17 protein-coding genes are annotated in these 14,700 nt (G+C 68.3%); 12 read left to right on the forward strand and 5 right to left on the reverse strand.

What is annotated here, in order from left to right; all coding sequences use genetic code 11:
- The first annotated feature begins 21 nt into the window (after nt 1–21).
- The 3 genes from clpB (at nt 22) to ACIBU0_RS07910 (ending at nt 4,227) form a co-directional block, all read left to right on the forward strand.
- The gene (gene clpB, locus ACIBU0_RS07900; protein WP_398813256.1) at nt 22–2,643 is read left to right on the forward strand and encodes an ATP-dependent chaperone ClpB; all 2,622 of its coding nucleotides are present in this window, start codon (nt 22–24) and stop codon (nt 2,641–2,643) included.
- Between the two features lie 417 nt (nt 2,644–3,060).
- The gene (locus ACIBU0_RS07905) at nt 3,061–3,579 is read left to right on the forward strand and encodes a hypothetical protein (RefSeq protein WP_398813259.1); all 519 of its coding nucleotides are present in this window, start codon (nt 3,061–3,063) and stop codon (nt 3,577–3,579) included.
- A gap of 120 nt (nt 3,580–3,699) precedes the next feature.
- A complete protein-coding gene (locus ACIBU0_RS07910) occupies nt 3,700–4,227 on the forward strand; it encodes a YbjN domain-containing protein (RefSeq protein ID WP_398813262.1) in 528 nt (175 codons plus the stop codon).
- A gap of 44 nt (nt 4,228–4,271) precedes the next feature.
- On the opposite strand, the gene ACIBU0_RS07915 is transcribed toward ACIBU0_RS07910, so the two are convergent.
- The 3 genes from ACIBU0_RS07915 to ACIBU0_RS07925 form a co-directional block, all read right to left on the reverse strand.
- Nucleotides 4,272–5,483, reverse strand: coding sequence for a hypothetical protein (locus tag ACIBU0_RS07915; RefSeq protein WP_398813265.1), 1,212 nt, complete (start codon nt 5,481–5,483; stop codon nt 4,272–4,274).
- A 102-nt stretch (nt 5,484–5,585) separates the two neighbouring features.
- Nucleotides 5,586–6,770, reverse strand: a complete 1,185-nt coding sequence (locus tag ACIBU0_RS07920) for a pyridoxal phosphate-dependent aminotransferase (protein WP_398813268.1) — start codon at nt 6,768–6,770, stop codon at nt 5,586–5,588.
- 344 nt (nt 6,771–7,114) lie between these two features.
- Complete coding sequence (locus tag ACIBU0_RS07925; RefSeq protein WP_398813271.1) at nt 7,115–7,603, reverse strand: hypothetical protein; 489 nt, start codon at nt 7,601–7,603, stop codon at nt 7,115–7,117.
- A 550-nt stretch (nt 7,604–8,153) separates the two neighbouring features.
- Here ACIBU0_RS07925 and ACIBU0_RS07930 point away from each other — a divergent pair.
- Genes ACIBU0_RS07930 through ACIBU0_RS07940 form a run of 3 tightly spaced genes read left to right on the forward strand, consistent with a single transcriptional unit; the run spans nt 8,154 to nt 9,399 of the window.
- Complete coding sequence (locus tag ACIBU0_RS07930) at nt 8,154–8,477, forward strand: trypco2 family protein (RefSeq protein ID WP_398813273.1); 324 nt, start codon at nt 8,154–8,156, stop codon at nt 8,475–8,477.
- A gap of 9 nt (nt 8,478–8,486) precedes the next feature.
- Nucleotides 8,487–8,771: a hypothetical protein gene (locus ACIBU0_RS07935; protein ID WP_398813276.1), complete on the forward strand. Its 285-nt coding sequence runs from the start codon at nt 8,487–8,489 to the stop codon at nt 8,769–8,771.
- Nucleotides 8,755–9,399 carry a hypothetical protein gene (locus tag ACIBU0_RS07940; RefSeq protein WP_398813278.1) on the forward strand — a complete coding sequence of 215 codons (645 nt, stop codon included), beginning with the start codon at nt 8,755–8,757 and terminating at the stop codon, nt 9,397–9,399. The genes ACIBU0_RS07935 and ACIBU0_RS07940 overlap by 17 nt, the downstream gene beginning before the upstream one ends.
- 373 nt (nt 9,400–9,772) lie before the next feature.
- On the opposite strand, the gene ACIBU0_RS07945 is transcribed toward ACIBU0_RS07940, so the two are convergent.
- Complete coding sequence (locus tag ACIBU0_RS07945) at nt 9,773–10,447, reverse strand: YdcF family protein (RefSeq protein WP_398813281.1); 675 nt, start codon at nt 10,445–10,447, stop codon at nt 9,773–9,775.
- Complete coding sequence (locus tag ACIBU0_RS07950) at nt 10,444–11,238, reverse strand: GntR family transcriptional regulator (RefSeq protein WP_398813284.1); 795 nt, start codon at nt 11,236–11,238, stop codon at nt 10,444–10,446. The genes ACIBU0_RS07945 and ACIBU0_RS07950 overlap by 4 nt, the downstream gene beginning before the upstream one ends.
- Before the next feature lie 458 nt (nt 11,239–11,696).
- Here ACIBU0_RS07950 and ACIBU0_RS07955 point away from each other — a divergent pair, with 458 nt between their 5' ends.
- The 6 genes from ACIBU0_RS07955 to ACIBU0_RS07980 are packed head-to-tail and all read left to right on the forward strand — an operon-like array spanning nt 11,697 to nt 14,692.
- Nucleotides 11,697–11,966, forward strand: coding sequence for a DUF6284 family protein (locus tag ACIBU0_RS07955; RefSeq protein WP_398813287.1), 270 nt, complete (start codon nt 11,697–11,699; stop codon nt 11,964–11,966).
- Entirely contained in the window at nt 11,963–12,256 is a 294-nt protein-coding gene (locus ACIBU0_RS07960; RefSeq protein ID WP_398813290.1) for a hypothetical protein, read from the forward strand. Before ACIBU0_RS07955 ends, ACIBU0_RS07960 begins: the two co-directional genes overlap by 4 nt.
- Nucleotides 12,253–13,338 carry a conjugal transfer protein gene (locus ACIBU0_RS07965; RefSeq protein WP_398813293.1) on the forward strand — a complete coding sequence of 362 codons (1,086 nt, stop codon included), beginning with the start codon at nt 12,253–12,255 and terminating at the stop codon, nt 13,336–13,338. Before ACIBU0_RS07960 ends, ACIBU0_RS07965 begins: the two co-directional genes overlap by 4 nt.
- The gene (locus tag ACIBU0_RS07970; protein WP_398813296.1) at nt 13,335–14,159 is read left to right on the forward strand and encodes a phosphoadenosine phosphosulfate reductase; all 825 of its coding nucleotides are present in this window, start codon (nt 13,335–13,337) and stop codon (nt 14,157–14,159) included. Before ACIBU0_RS07965 ends, ACIBU0_RS07970 begins: the two co-directional genes overlap by 4 nt.
- 42 nt (nt 14,160–14,201) lie before the next feature.
- A complete protein-coding gene (locus ACIBU0_RS07975) occupies nt 14,202–14,519 on the forward strand; it encodes a hypothetical protein (protein WP_398813299.1) in 318 nt (105 codons plus the stop codon).
- A 2-nt stretch (nt 14,520–14,521) separates the two neighbouring features.
- Nucleotides 14,522–14,692 carry a pRL2-8 gene (locus tag ACIBU0_RS07980; protein WP_398814007.1) on the forward strand — a complete coding sequence of 57 codons (171 nt, stop codon included), beginning with the start codon at nt 14,522–14,524 and terminating at the stop codon, nt 14,690–14,692.
- Nucleotides 14,693–14,700: the final 8 nt, after the last annotated feature.

Below are 14,700 nucleotides of genomic sequence, written 5' to 3' on the forward strand. Positions count from 1 at the left end.
CGCCAGGAGGAGAACGGACACGTGGACGCCGAGCTGACCAACAGGAGCCGGGACGCGATCAACGCGGCAAGCAACCGGGCCGTGACCGAGGGGCACCCGGACCTCACCCCTGCCCACCTGCTCCTCGCTCTGCTCCAGGGGCAGGACAATGCGAACATCATCGATCTGCTGGCGGCCGTCGACGCCGACCAGGCCTCCGTGCGCGCCGGCGCCGAGAAGGCGCTCGCCTCGCTGCCCAGCGTGACCGGATCCACCGTCGCACCCCCGCAGCCCAACCGTGAGCTGCTCGCCGTGATCGCGGACGCCCAGGCGCGGGCCAAGGAGCTCGGGGACGAGTACCTCTCCACCGAGCACCTCCTCATCGGCATCGCGGCCAAGGGCGGACCCGCGGGTGAGGTGCTCGTGCAGCAGGGTGCCAGTGCGAAGAAGCTGCTGGACGCCTTCCAGAAGGCGCGCGGCGGGCGCCGGGTGACCACCGCCGACCCCGAGGGGCAGTACAAGGCCCTGGAGAAGTTCGGGACGGACTTCACCGCCGCCGCGCGGGAGGGCAGGCTCGACCCCGTCATCGGGCGCGATCAGGAGATCCGGCGGGTGGTGCAGGTGCTCTCCCGCCGCACCAAGAACAACCCCGTCCTCATCGGTGAGCCGGGTGTCGGCAAGACCGCCGTCGTCGAAGGGCTCGCCCAGCGGATCGTCAAGGGGGACGTGCCCGAGTCCCTCAAGGACAAGCGGCTCGTCGCGCTCGACCTGGGCGCCATGGTCGCCGGGGCCAAGTACCGGGGCGAGTTCGAGGAGCGGCTGAAGACCGTGCTCGCGGAGATCAAGGACTCCGACGGGCAGATCATCACCTTCATCGACGAGCTGCACACGGTGGTGGGCGCCGGGGCCGGCGGTGACTCCGCCATGGACGCCGGCAACATGCTCAAGCCCATGCTCGCCCGCGGTGAGCTGCGCATGGTCGGTGCCACGACCCTCGACGAGTACCGGGAGCGGGTCGAGAAGGACCCCGCCCTGGAGCGGCGCTTCCAGCAGGTGCTGGTGGCCGAGCCGACCGTCGAGGACACCATCGCGATCCTGCGCGGGCTCAAGGGGCGGTACGAGGCCCACCACAAGGTGCAGATCGCGGACAGCGCGCTGGTCGCGGCCGCCACCCTCTCCGACCGGTACATCACCTCCCGCTTCCTGCCCGACAAGGCCATCGACCTCGTCGACGAGGCCGCCTCACGCCTCCGTATGGAGATCGACTCGTCCCCCGTCGAGATCGACGAACTCCAGCGCGCCGTCGACCGGTTGAAGATGGAGGAGCTCGCGCTGGAGAAGGAGACCGACCCGGCCTCCCGCGAGCGCCTGGAGCGGCTGCGCCGCGACCTCGCCGACAAGGAGGAGGAGCTGCGCGGCCTCACCGCCCGCTGGGAGAAGGAGAAGCAGTCCCTCAACCGCGTCGGTGAGCTGAAGGAGCGCCTCGACGAGGTGCGCGGACAGGCCGAACGCGCCCAGCGCGACGGCGACTTCGACACCGCCTCCAAGCTGCTGTACGGCGAGATCCCGGCCCTGGAGAAGGAGCTTCAGGCCGCCTCGCAGGCCGAGGAGGCGCTGACATCATCCGCCTCCGGCGGGGGCGCCAAGGACACGATGGTCAAGGAGGAGGTCGGCTCCGACGACATCGCGGAGGTCGTCGCCTCCTGGACCGGCATCCCCGCCGGGCGCCTCCTGGAGGGCGAGACGCAGAAGCTGCTGCGGATGGAAGAGGAGATCGGCAAGCGGCTCATCGGGCAGACCGAGGCCGTACGGGCCGTGAGCGACGCCGTACGCCGCAGCCGTGCCGGGATCGCCGACCCCGACCGGCCCACCGGGTCCTTCCTCTTCCTCGGCCCGACCGGCGTCGGCAAGACCGAACTCGCCAAGGCGCTCGCCGACTTCCTCTTCGACGACGAGCGGGCGATGGTCCGCATCGACATGTCCGAGTACTCCGAGAAGCACAGCGTGGCCCGGCTGGTCGGCGCGCCTCCCGGGTACGTCGGCTACGAGGAGGGCGGGCAGCTGACGGAGGCGGTGCGGCGGCGGCCGTACAGCGTGATCCTGCTGGACGAGGTCGAGAAGGCGCATCCCGAGGTCTTCGACATCCTGCTTCAGGTGCTGGACGACGGGCGGCTGACGGACGGTCAGGGCCGTACGGTCGACTTCCGCAACACGATCCTCGTCCTGACGTCGAACCTGGGCAGCCAGTTCCTGGTCGACCCGATCACCAGCGAGGCGGAGAAGAAGGAGCAGGTGCTGGAGGTGGTCCGGACCTCCTTCAAGCCCGAGTTCCTCAACCGCCTGGACGACCTGGTGGTCTTCTCGGCCCTCGCGAAGGACGAGCTGGGCCGCATCGCGAAGCTCCAGATCGACCGCCTGGCCCAGCGGCTCGCGGAACGCCGCCTCACCCTGGAGATCACCGACGAGGCCCTGGCCTGGCTCGCCGACGAGGGCATGGACCCGGCCTACGGCGCCCGCCCCCTGCGCCGCCTGGTCCAGACCGCCATCGGCGACCGGCTCGCCAAGGAGATCCTCTCCGGCGAGATCAAGGACGGCGACACGGTCCGCGTCGACCGCTTCGGCGACAGTCTGCTGGTGGGCCCGGCCACCGGCAAGACCCTCTGACGGGCCGCGCAGACCCGCGGCGTCCAGGTCCCTTCCCCCCGGCCCGCCCCGTATCCCGGGGCGGGCCGGTTTGTGTCACGCAGGCGGTAGGGGTGATCAGTTCCGGCCAAACACAGGAGTCACTCGCGCAACTCCTGCCCTTCCACTTCACGGGATCTCCATGAATGGCGCAGCGGGACCGCAAGGTCCCGGCCCCCGCGCGGAGCCGTTCCGCTTCGGACGGCGATTCTCGGCCACGCCCCTAAATCCGCTGTCCGGCGTGTTCATGCGGTGCTTACAGTGACCCGGCGCCCGAGAAGCGGACCTGACCAGTCCGGCTGGGCGCACGCTTCACGGGGGAACGTTCACGCACATCGCCTTGCGCGGCTCCGCGCCCCCGCATGCCTGTTGTGACACTCCAGCAGAGAAGGAATGTGCATGCGCAAGATCATGACCGCAGCCGGTCTCGCCGCGTCCGCCGTCGCCGCGGGCGTCCTGATGGCCAGCCCGGCGGCCGCCTGGACCGCCAACTCCCAGTTCGACGTCACCTTCCCCAACCAGCGGCCGAAGACGACCTACATGGTCGAGCAGAACGGCGCGGTGAAGGGCGACATGACCGGAAAGTCGGTGGTCTACTGGCAGCTCGTCCCCGGCGCCACGCTCGGCGACGGGACCCGGTTCACCAGCTTCAAGATCACGACGCGGATCGAGGAGCGCCTCACCCCGGACGGCGAGGACCACGTCGCCACCAAGAAGACGTGCGACATGACCGAGATCATCAACAACTACTACAACTGGTCCTTCGACACCGCGCAGAACACCTGCGTCGCCCCGTCCACCACCTACGACGGTGAGCTGTACTGGTCCTCGGACGCCACGATCGTCTACGACATCGCGGGCGACGACAAGGGCGCTATCACCCAGGAACTCCAGGGCACCACGCTGATCCACGGCTGACCCACCCGCGTACGACCGGCCGGATCCTGTCAGCCGACGGCTGACAGGGCCCGTCTGGGGTTGCCACCCCCCTCCCCGCATGGGGGAGGATGGCGGAATCCGTACGAAGGGAAAATCACGGTGAGCATCGACCCGTCCTCGATTCCGAACTTCGGGGGCCAGCAGCCGCAGCCCGGGCCGCCGCCCGGCCCCGTAATCCCGGATCAGGACCTCGTGAAGCAGCTCCTCGACCAGATGGAGCTGAAGTACGTCGTCGACGACGAGGGTGACCTCGCGGCGCCGTGGGAGCAGTTCCGTACGTACTTCATGTTCCGTGGCGAGGGCGACCAGCAGGTGTTCTCGGTGCGGACGTTCTACGACCGGCCCCACAAGATCGACGAGAAGCCCCAGCTCCTGGAGTCGATCGACGACTGGAACCGCCGGACGCTGTGGCCGAAGGTGTACAGCCACACGCACGACGACGGCACCGTCCGCCTGATCGGCGAGGCCCAGATGCTGATCGGCACCGGCGTGAGCCTGGAGCACTTCGTCTCGTCGACGGTCAGCTGGGTGCGGGCCGCCATCGAGTTCGACAAGTGGCTCGTCGAGCAGCTCGGCCTCGAGCAGGAGGTCAACGAAGCGGAGAAGCCCGAGGAAGACGGCGAGTAGAGCCGCGCGGGACCAGGCGTCCCCGCACGCGGCAGCAGACGTACCTACAGCGGCGTATCGGCGATCACGACCAGATACGCGCCGTAGGCGAGGGAGAGCCCGGCCAGGGCACCGGTCACCACGGCCGCGTGCCAGGGCCGGGCTCTCGCCGTACGCACCAGCGCCCGCGCGAGCGGCAGGAGGAGGGGGAAGGCGGGGAGCAGGAAGCGGGGCTTGGACTCGAAGAAGCCCGAACCGCCGAGCACGATCAGCAGCAGGACGCCGCTGTGGACGAGGAGCGGCAGCGGGGCGCGGTCGGCGAGGAGCAGCCCGTACAGGACGACCGCCGTCGCGACGATCACCATCGTCATGGGGAAGACGAAACGGTCGCCGTGCAGCAGCACGTGCCGCACGAAGTGCGCCGAACCCCGGCCGAAGTCGAACGTCGATCCCCACCGGCGCTGCACCTCGAAGTAGCCGCCGAGCAGGTCGCCCTCGCGGCGGCCCACCCACAGCACGTAGGCCACCCAGCCGAGCGGCGCGAGCGCGGCGCCCGTCCACAGCCTGTGGGTAACCCCGCCGATCTGCCGGCGGTTCCGCCACACCTCGCATCCCGCCGCGGCCAGCACCGCCGCCGCGACCGCGAACCCGTTGGGCCGCGCCAGCCCCGCCAGTGCGGCCAGCGCCCCCGCCCACAGCCAGCGGCCGCCGAGCACGGCGTACAGCGACCAGGCGGCGAAGGCGGTGAGCACGGGCTCGGTGTACGCCATCGACAGCACCACCGAGTGCGGGAGGAGGCCCCAGAGCAGCACGAGTGCGGTGCCCACGGCCCGCCCGTGCAGCCGGGCCCCGACGGCGTAGATCCCAGCCGCCGCCACGCCGGCCGCCGACCACGACACGAGCAGTCCCGACGCGCCCGCGCCCAGCGGGGTGAGCGCGGCGACGACCCGCACCAGCGCCGGGTACAGCGGGAAGAACGCCAGGTCGCTCTGGACCACCTCGGGCCCGAAGTGCAGGGTGCGGCCGTATCCCCGGCCCGCGATCCCCAGGTACCACAGCGAGTCCCAGGACCGCGCCAGCAGCCCGAGCGGATGCCGGTCGTGCCGGCCGGTGGCCCAGGCGGTCAGGACCACGACGACGACGCCCAGCAGCCGGGCGGCAGCGAACACGCCGAGGGCGGCAGCCATCGCCGCCGTGGTCCTCGTCGGCCGGCCGGCGGGGCGTTCGGAGCGGGCCTTGGTGACGGGGCGGGGTACGAGGGTCCTTGTGTGGGCCACATGCGTACTGTGCGGCGAAGTGCCGGGGAGAGCGGGTATTGAGGGCCCCTGCGCGCGCCTTGTTCACCTGCCGGGTGGGGGCCCGCGCGAGGGCCGGGCGCCTCACATCGCCCGCAGCCGCTTCACCGCCTCCTCCAGCACCCCCGTCTGCTTGCAGAACGCGAACCGCACGAACGGCGCCCCCGCCTCCCGGTGGTCGTAGAAGACCGCGTTGGGGATGGCGACCACCCCGGCCCGCTCCGGCAGGGCGCGGCAGAAGGCGAAGCCGTCCGTCTCGCCGAGGGGGCGGATGTCGGTCGTGATGAAGTACGTGCCCGCGGGCTTGAAGACCTCGAACCCCGCCTCCGCCAGCCCCGCCGCCAGCAGGTCCCGCTTGGCGAGCATGTCCGCGCGGAAGGCCGCGAAGTAGCTGTCGGGCAGCGCGAGCGCCTCGGCGACCGCGTACTGGAACGGCCCGGACGACACGTACGTCAGGAACTGCTTCGCCGACCGTACGGCCGTGACCAGGCCGGCCGGCGCGGTCACCCAGCCGACCTTCCAGCCGGTGAAGGAGAACGTCTTGCCCGCCGACCCGATGGTCACCGTCCGCTCCCGCATGCCCGGGAAGGTGGCGAGCGGCCGGTGCTCGGCGTCGTCGAAGACCAGGTGCTCGTACACCTCGTCGGTCACCACGAGGAGGTCCCGTTCGACGGCCAGCTCGGCGATCGCGGCCAGCTCCGCGCCGGTGAGCACCGTGCCGGTGGGGTTGTGCGGGCTGTTGATCAGCAGCAGCCGGGTGCGGTCGGTGACGGCGGCGCGCAGCTCGTCGAGGTCCAGGCGGAAGCGTCCTTCGTGCGGGCGCAGGGTGACCGGCACCCGTGTCCCGCCCGCCATCGCGATGCAGGCCGCGTAGGAGTCGTAGTACGGCTCGAAGGCGATCACCTCGTCGCCGGGCTCCAGCAGCGCCAGCAGCGCCGCCGCGATGGCCTCGGTGGCACCGGCCGTGACCAGGACCTCCGTGTCCGGGTCGTACGACAGCCCGTAGCGCCGCTCCTGATGCGCGGCGACGGCGGTGCGCAGCTCGGGGATGCCGGGACCCGGCGGGTACTGGTTGCCGCGCCCGTCCCGCAGCGCCCGCACCGCCGCCTCCCGGACCTCCTCGGGTCCGTCGGTGTCGGGGAAGCCCTGGCCGAGGTTGATGGACCCGGTCCGCAGGGCCAGCGCGGACATCTCGGCGAAGATCGTCGTCCCGAACTCGGCGAGCCGGCGGTTGAGCAGGGGGCGGGAGGTGGAGGTCATGCCGGTCATCCTGCGCCCAAGCTCTGGAGTTCCTCAACTTACCTTCGGGGATGAGCACCTGCGCCGGCATCCAGGGCGCCGTATCTGAGCAGGGGAAGCGCTGTCGTGGACTGTCGTCATCTGTCGTCGTTGGCCGCCCTCGGACGGCCCACAGACGGCCCAGCCCGCTGGAGGGTGGGCCGTCCGTGGCGTGTGGCGTCCCTGCCATTGCCGTCCCGAGCCATGGCGCACACGGCTCCGGAGGGCGATTCAGTGCGAAGCGTATGCGCAGGTCACGGGCTTCTCAGTGCATCGCAGGGCGGTACTCGTCCGCAAATAGTCCACAGTCCTCGGCCGTGACGAGGTGGCGAGGATCAGCCGTCAGCTGTGGCGTTTTGTGCCCACGGTTCATTCGCCTTGCGGCGGTTCTCGTCGCAGCGTTTGAAGAGGTAGTAGCCGACCGTTTCCCCCTTGATCGCGACGTTCTGACCGGAGGACATGAACTTGTCGCGGCTCTGCTGCCCCTGCTCGACGAACACGAACGAGCCGTTGACCAGTTCCCACCCCTCATGGCAGACCGCGTTGAGGACGACCACCGGGTCGCTGGTTTTCTGCGCTGTGGTGCTGCCAACCATCGCGACGATGATGGCTTGTTGACTCATTACGTCTATTGAGCACTGGAACACAAGATCGCCGCGCTCGAATGACTGGCGAGCCTGCCCCACCGGCGTGTTCATGAACGTCTGTCGTTCGCGTTCGAGCTGATCAGCGCGCCGCTTGTCTTCGGCCTCTTGCTGCTTCCGTGCCTTCTCGGCGGCTGCTTGAGCTTGCTGCTCAGGACTCTTCTTCGAGATCAGTGCCACGCCTACCCCCAGAGTGTGATGCCGGTCACACTACCGCTCAATGGTGGGCCGTGAGAGCAGGATGCGTTCACCTCCGCAGCCGTGACCCCGCACGTCCACCCTTGAGGGAAACCCGTAAGGGGCTCTGACCTGGGGCTTCACTGCATGCGGCGGTGGTTCGACTGTCAATGCCGGTCGTCGTTGAGCGGCTTCGCGAGGCCTCGGACGGCCCCGAGATGATCGCTCCGAATCGAACTTCACTCGTCGAGCTCCCCTCGCGCGGGCGACGCCCCTGGACGTCTGGGCGTGGGCGCCTCGCATGGTCACGGGTTGATTCAAGGCTTTGACCTACGGTTACCAGCTCGCTGGCTAACGGAATCGTCGCTACAAATCCAGAGACGGGTGCCACAGGGCCAAAGCCTTGCGCTGCCCGCAGGAAAGCCATTTACTGCTGCAAGTGCGCACGGCTGGGCGGCAGCGACGCCGACCGGGCCCGCATGTTCGAGTTGCGCCCTCCCGGCGCTCCGTCACACTAGACAGTGAGGGGTAGTACACCTGCTGGAGGGTAGCCATGACCCAACCAGATAGTGGCCCCGACCTCGTAGCCGTCCTGGAAAAGCTGAGAGCCGACCTAACCGAGGCGAAGCTCAATGCAGAAGAGTCATCTGACGGCCCCATGCTCAGTCTCAGCAAGGCTGAGATTGAAATGGAAGTTGCCGTCCAGGATACGGCCGAGGGTGGCGGAGGAATTAAGTTCAGCGTGCTCACACTCGGAGCCAAGAAGTCCCGGTCGAAGGGCGCCACTCATAAATTGAAGATCGAGCTCAGCCCTTTGGGGCTAGTGGCAGTGGCACCCAGCGAAAGCGGCAGATTCGAGCCCCCGCCAGGAAGGTAAGAAGGATATATGACGGACGGCGACATGAAGAAAATAGTCCAGGCGATGCACCTCTGGGTGGAGAGGCATCCCAGCCCAGACAAACCCTTCATACAACTCGGCTTTGGTGAGGCACTAACACCACGCCAGATGGCCGATGCAGTCGCTGACCACTCAAACAATGAAGCCGGGCAGCTTCTCCTCAGAATGATAGAAGCAGGTGCAGAAAAGTACTCACTAGAGGACATATTGCACGATTTGGCACCTGAGGGGCAGGGCGATGTGTTCGATAGTGCTGGTGACGCCAGCAAATGACCTTTGGGCGGGGACGCTAGCCGCCTGGGCCGAAGACCTGCGCAGAAGAGCCAAGGGGCGGCACAATATGGTCTCTTCGGCGCTCTCTAAAGAACTGGCAGATCGAACGCGTCTCGAAAATTATCTTGAGACAGAAGAAAACGAAGCCTTCTTCTTCTTCGGTCACGGTTCATGGAGGAGCCTCGATGGTAAAGACCCTCTGCTTGATCAGCAGAACATCGGGCTCCTTTCGGGCAAGCCCGTCGTGGCCATAGCCTGTCGGTCGGCTCAGACTCTCGGCAAGGAAGCGGTTGAGCCCCCACTGGGGGTGCGCAGCTACCTGGGGTTCAGTGATGACCTGGCATGGCTACCCGAAAGGTCATCTCTATTCGGCAATGCCGTCGTGTCCGGGCTGGAGCCGCTGCTGAAGGGGCAGACGAGCGGCGCAGCCAGGGACCAGCTCAAGTCCAAGCTTGAGGGATTGGTCCATCGCTATAAGTACGATGAACCTCGGACGGATAAGTTCGGCCCTTTCATATGGCTCGTCGCTTTTTGGGACTCTGAACATGTGAGGCTTTGGGGTGACCCGTCCAGTACGCTGCATACCGAGGAATATTCGGAAGTAATCCAGTCTGCATCTGACGTGTAGATCAAAACAGAGTGCGGTTCGAGGTTAGCCCCGGTGAGCGTCACACCCCGCTGCAGTTTGCAGGAATCGCAAGGTCGGTGGAGCGGCTTTGGCCTGGAGCTGCTTTGGCGCGAGTGATCATGGCCCCGTAAGCTTCCGGTGCGTCGGGTGGACCTGCCCGCTTAAGCACGACGTTTGGGGCCATGATCGTCGAGGCTCGCGCCAAAGTGGCCGCTGTGGAGCCGAGCGCCCCAGCCACAGAGGCTGTCTCCCACTTCATGCCCGCAGCCGCCGAGCGCGCCGCAGAGGCGGCGCGCGCCCGCGCCGTGCGCGGGCCTTGATGAGGTGGGGAAATCTCAGAAGGACTCAGGGCGGGCTGATCCTCGCCCCGGCATCAGGTGCCGGGGCGGGGAGCAACGTCAGCTGGCATGAGTCGGCTCGTGAAGCCTCCGATGCACAGCCGCTCAAAGGCGGCTACAACGGTGTCTGGTACGTCCTGCTCGATGGCCAGCCCCAACCTCGGGAAGACGAGCACTCGTTGCAGGGCGCCTACGATCATGTCGATCACCATGCGAGCGTCTCCGATGGAGTCGGCGTACTCCTCCAGGCCCATCGGCGTGGACGCGCACACGACTTCGACCTCGGGCCACATCTTCCGCATCATGGCGTACGAGCGCCGCTCTTCGTACGGCTTGCTCACGAGCAGGACGGACGAGACCTTGACGTCGGCCTCCGCCAACACCGCTTTCGTGAACTCGATGTTCTCCCCGGTGTTCGTCGCACGCGGTTCCAGGAGTACCGCGGACTCGGGCACCCCTAGCTGCAATGCCCGCTCCCGGTAGTGCACAGCTTCCCCGCGCGGCATGCGCGCCCGGGTCGTGGGGCTGGTGGCCCCCGTGAAGACGATGACCGGCGTCATGCCCTGGTGGTACAGCTCCGCTGTCACGTCAGCCACACCAAGGTCGTGACTGCCCAGCCCCACCGCCACCGAACACGGCCGTGGGTCATGGTGCATGAAGTGGTAGTCCCACAGGAGTCGAGCATCCGCCCATGCCTGTGCCGAGATCATTCCTGCCCCTTCCTGCCCTGCGCCGAGTCGGGAACTTCGAAGTCGTACTCCCACGCGAAGCGAGAAGCCGCGTGGATGCCCACCGCGAACTCAACCACCGTGCCATCTGCGGTGTACGTGGTCCGGTGCAGCTCTACTACGGGCTCACCGGTGGGAAGCTGTAGGAGCTGCACCTCGGCCGCAGTCGGGACGCGGGCGAACAGTGCCTCTCGCATGTGGTCGATCTCGTATCCGGCGTCGTAGAGGACCCGGAAGCCGCCGCCGCGGCCGGCCGGGCCCGGGGTGGGGTCGACAATGCGTGTCCCCTCGACGTGCTCCGGCCTGTAGTAGCTGGTCAGGGTATGAGTCGGCTGCACCCCTTCCTTTACGAGTCGGGCGCGTGCGTAGACCTCGGCGCCAACTGGGACACCCAGTCCCTCCGCTACAAGGCTGTCCGCCTGCACGCGGCTCACAGTCTGCGTCTGCTCGTTGCGCTTGTACGCGCGTCCCGATGCGACGCGGTCAGCGATGAACGCGACCTCGTCACCGTCGCGCCACTTCGCTTTGTCGTACCGGGCGATGCCCAGCCGCTTGAGCGGCGTACGCGGACGCACGGCGGTGCCATGTCCGCGCGTCGACGTCACAAGCCCTTCGGTCTCCAGGGCCTTGTAGGCCTTGTGGACGGTCTCCTTTGAGCCTTCCCCCGCCTCAACCAGCTCTCTGATCTGGGGCAACTGGGCGCCCGGCGGATACTCACCGCTCTTGATCTGCTCCGCAAGCCTGTCCGCCAGCTCGCGCCACTTCGGTGCCACGCAGAACTCCTCTCGACACGCTCCAGTGAATCACAGTCCTAGGACTGTTGACAGTCCCAGGACTGCGTGCCATCTTCATCTCAGGTCGCCCGCAGTCCTAGGACAGCGGGTTGGAGGGGCCTTCTTTGGGCTGCCTTCGGGCCGTGGCGGTTCGGGATAGCTCGCTTACGCACGGGGCCCTGAGCTGCTGGTTCCTTGACAACTCAACAGCGCGCCGAGGAAGCCCGTCCCCCTCCGCAAGCAAGAGGGCGGGCGCGCACGGGTTCTGTCCCGTGCGCGGTACAGCGCAACCCGACCTTTCCGCAGCTCAACGGCTGCGGCCGGTTGCCTCCGCCGCTCGTCTCGTACGAGCGGCGCTGAGGGGAGCCGGACCTACCGACTTCAACGGCGCGCGGCCCCGGGTGGCTAGACCCGGGGCCGCTGTTCGGGCCGTTCACCTGTGGAAGGACCACGACCCTATGAGCCCCATCGTCACTGTTCAGGACGCTGTTACCGCGTTCGCCGATTGGATTGAACCGACGGATGCGGAGCTGGATGCGATCGAGCAGGAGATGCCCGCCATCCTCGCGGAGGTCGACCTGCTGGACGCGCAGATCGTCACCCTTGACCGCATCCCGTCCGAGCTTGACGCGCGGCGCATCCGCCGCGCGCACCGCCGGGTGCTGGCCGCGCGTCGGGCGCTGGCCAACCGCACGGCCGGTGTGACGCTGCCGGGGGGTGCCGCATGACCTCCCCGACCCCGACCCCGACGGGCCGCGCCCTGGCGCTGATCTGGACGGGCGTTGTTCTCGCGATCGCCGGTTCCATCGCCAGCATAGCGACCGGTCACCGGTCGCTGATGGGCATCGCCGCCGTCGGTTTCGCCCTGCAGGTCGCCGGATGGATGGCCAACCGGCGGAGTGCCGAGTCGTCTGCTGCGCTGGCGGTCGGGCCGGACCGCGGCGACACCGAGGAATGGATGGGGGAGCGGTTCACCTGGGAGCCGGGCGACCTCGACGACGAGGGAGCCGGCCGATGAACCGCACATCCCTGACGCGTGCGCAGAAGACCGTGCTGGGTGGCGCCTTCGGCATCATGGTGGCCGTTGGCGTGGCCGGCGGTATCGGCACGTTCAGCAACATCAACCACGCCTACGGCAAGGGCACGGCCCTGGGTGCGGTCGCGGCCGGTGAGGGTGCCACCGCTGTCCTGGCCCTGGTGCTGCTGGGGCTGACCATGCTGGGTCAGTCCTCGCCGTGGCCGGTGCGTGCCGGGTTGTGGGCGCTGCCCGCCGCCGCTGCCGTCATGGCCGCGATGGCCGGTCCGGACGCCAGCCGGACTGTCATCTACGCCGTGACCCCGATGGGTATGTGCGCGTCCGCTGAGGGCATGGCGTTCCTCGCGAGGCGGATCGTCGTGCACACCGACGGCCGTGACGCGGAGGCCGAGCGGCGTGCCGTCGCGGTCGTGCAGGCCCTGGCCTACCACCGGGCCCGCGCCGCCAACCACCCCGCCAAGGGCGCGCGGAAGCGGTCCGAGCGCAGGTCATGGCGGCTGGCCCGCAAGGTCGGTGTCGGCGATGCGACGCTCGGATCGAGGCTGCTGGACGTCCAGCGCGATCGGGTCACGATCGGCGCGGATGCCGCTCTGTCGGCCATGTTCACCGGGATCACAAATGTGGAGGAATCCACCGAGACCGAGAGGATTCGGTCTACGGCTGACCTGCCGGAATCGACCCCCGAGCCGATCACGGCGACGGTCGTACGCGTGCCCGATCCGGTGCCGGTCGACTTCGGGAAGTCGACCCTGCCGCTCAAGCCCGTCCCGGCGATTGCCGTGCCGATCGAGTCGGGCAAGCGGCGGACTGTGGCGGCCGATTCTCCCCGCCCGCGTAGTGCGACGGGTCGGGTGCCCGACGCGGCCCGATCGCCCCGAGTGAAGCGCACCCCGGATCAGTTGCTCGATGAGGCGCGCAAGGCGACGGCCGATTGGGCGGACACGAAGGTTACTGCTGAGGGCATCCGCCGTGCGATCCACACCTCTCCGGCGAACGCGCGGATACTGCGGGACACGCTGCTTGCGGAGCGGGCCCGCGCGGTCGCGGTGGGGGTGGCGGAATGACCACACCCACCACGGCTGCGGTGAAGTCGTTCAGCTTCGGCGGGGGTGTTCAGTCCATGGCGGCCCTGGTCCTCGCGGCCACGGGTGAGCTGGACTATCGCACGTTCCTGATGGCGAACGTCGGGGACGACTCCGAGCACCCCGGCACCCTCGCCTACCTGCACAAGTACGCCATCCCCTACGCCGAAGCGCACGGCCTTGAGCTGGTCGTGCTGGACCGGGTGATGAAGCGCTCGGGTGAGGTCCGCACGCTGTATCAGGACCTCACCCGGGAGGGCTCGCGGTCGCTGAAGATCCCGGTGCGGATGTCGAACGGGGCCCCCGGCACCCGCTCGTGCACGGCCCAGTTCAAAATCAAGGTCGTCGGGGACGAACTCAAGCGCCGTGGGGCGACGAAGGAAGCGCCGGCCACGGTCGGGATCGGCATCAGCCTCGATGAAATCGGCCGGGCCAACAAGCGGCGCTGCGAGCCGCACGAGCGCATCGAATACCCGCTGCTGGAACGCGGGATCCGCCGTATCGACTGCGCGCGCATCATCCGCGAGGCCGGTTTGCCGGTGCCGCCGAAGTCGTCGTGCTGGTTCTGCCCGTTCCACCGGCCAGAGACCTGGCACGACATGCGCCGCAACGAACCCGAGCTGTTCGAGCGCGCGTGCCAGCTCGAAGAACTCCTCAACCGCCGCCGTGACGAACTCGGCAAGGACCCCGTGTGGCTGACCCGGTTCAACCGGCCGCTGCGCGCAGCGATCCCGGACGGCGTGGACACACTGCCGTTCGACGACTGGGACTCCGGCTGTGATTCCGGCTGGTGCATGACCTGACCAGGCTCGCAGCCCCTTACGTCTCTCCAAGGAGTAACGGCGATGAGTAACGCCGACATCCGCCGCCTGGACAAGGAGATCCGGCGGACCACGAAGAAGCTGGAAGCCGTGCAGCGGGGCGAGTGGTGGCCGCTGACCAGCCGTGAACGGCTCGACATGACCCGTGCCATGGCCGGAGGCGCCCGCAACATCCACCGGGGCCGCAGCACGACTGGCGCGGAGGACCGGATGGACTCCATCGGTTCCGCCGCCGAGAGGCGGCTGAACGCGGAGCTGACCGCCCTGCACGGCGAGCGGCAGCGGCTCATCACGGAGGCCGCCCGCGCCAAGGCCGCCAAGAAGTCCTCGGGGTGGTGGTGACCATGGCCCACCGGGAGACGCCTCCTGGCCAGTGCCCGCAGTGCTGGCGGCACGCCCACGACCGGCGCGCACACCGCCACCTCAGGCCGCGCGAGGACTGCCCGCAGTGCGTGGACCACATGATCAACGGCCACCCCTACATCGTGCCCAAGAAGAAATCCCGCTGGTGGTGACCGCGCCC

This window comes from Streptomyces sp. NPDC049627, from assembly GCF_044465645.1.
Taxonomy (GTDB): domain Bacteria; phylum Actinomycetota; class Actinomycetes; order Streptomycetales; family Streptomycetaceae; genus Streptomyces.

Coding starts and splice junctions, on each gene's coding strand:
- ACIBU0_RS07975 (WP_398813299.1), top strand. CDS start 14,202: ATGAGTAACGCCGACATCCGCCGCCTGGACAAGGAGATCCGGCGGACC.
- ACIBU0_RS07980 (WP_398814007.1), top strand. CDS start 14,522: ATGGCCCACCGGGAGACGCCTCCTGGCCAGTGCCCGCAGTGCTGGCGG.
- ACIBU0_RS07930 (WP_398813273.1), top strand. CDS start 8,154: ATGACCCAACCAGATAGTGGCCCCGACCTCGTAGCCGTCCTGGAAAAG.
- ACIBU0_RS07945 (WP_398813281.1), bottom strand. CDS start 10,447: ATGATCTCGGCACAGGCATGGGCGGATGCTCGACTCCTGTGGGACTAC.
- ACIBU0_RS07955 (WP_398813287.1), top strand. CDS start 11,697: ATGAGCCCCATCGTCACTGTTCAGGACGCTGTTACCGCGTTCGCCGAT.
- ACIBU0_RS07965 (WP_398813293.1), top strand. CDS start 12,253: ATGAACCGCACATCCCTGACGCGTGCGCAGAAGACCGTGCTGGGTGGC.
- ACIBU0_RS07960 (WP_398813290.1), top strand. CDS start 11,963: ATGACCTCCCCGACCCCGACCCCGACGGGCCGCGCCCTGGCGCTGATC.
- ACIBU0_RS07905 (WP_398813259.1), top strand. CDS start 3,061: ATGCGCAAGATCATGACCGCAGCCGGTCTCGCCGCGTCCGCCGTCGCC.
- ACIBU0_RS07935 (WP_398813276.1), top strand. CDS start 8,487: ATGACGGACGGCGACATGAAGAAAATAGTCCAGGCGATGCACCTCTGG.
- ACIBU0_RS07970 (WP_398813296.1), top strand. CDS start 13,335: ATGACCACACCCACCACGGCTGCGGTGAAGTCGTTCAGCTTCGGCGGG.
- ACIBU0_RS07920 (WP_398813268.1), bottom strand. CDS start 6,770: ATGACCGGCATGACCTCCACCTCCCGCCCCCTGCTCAACCGCCGGCTC.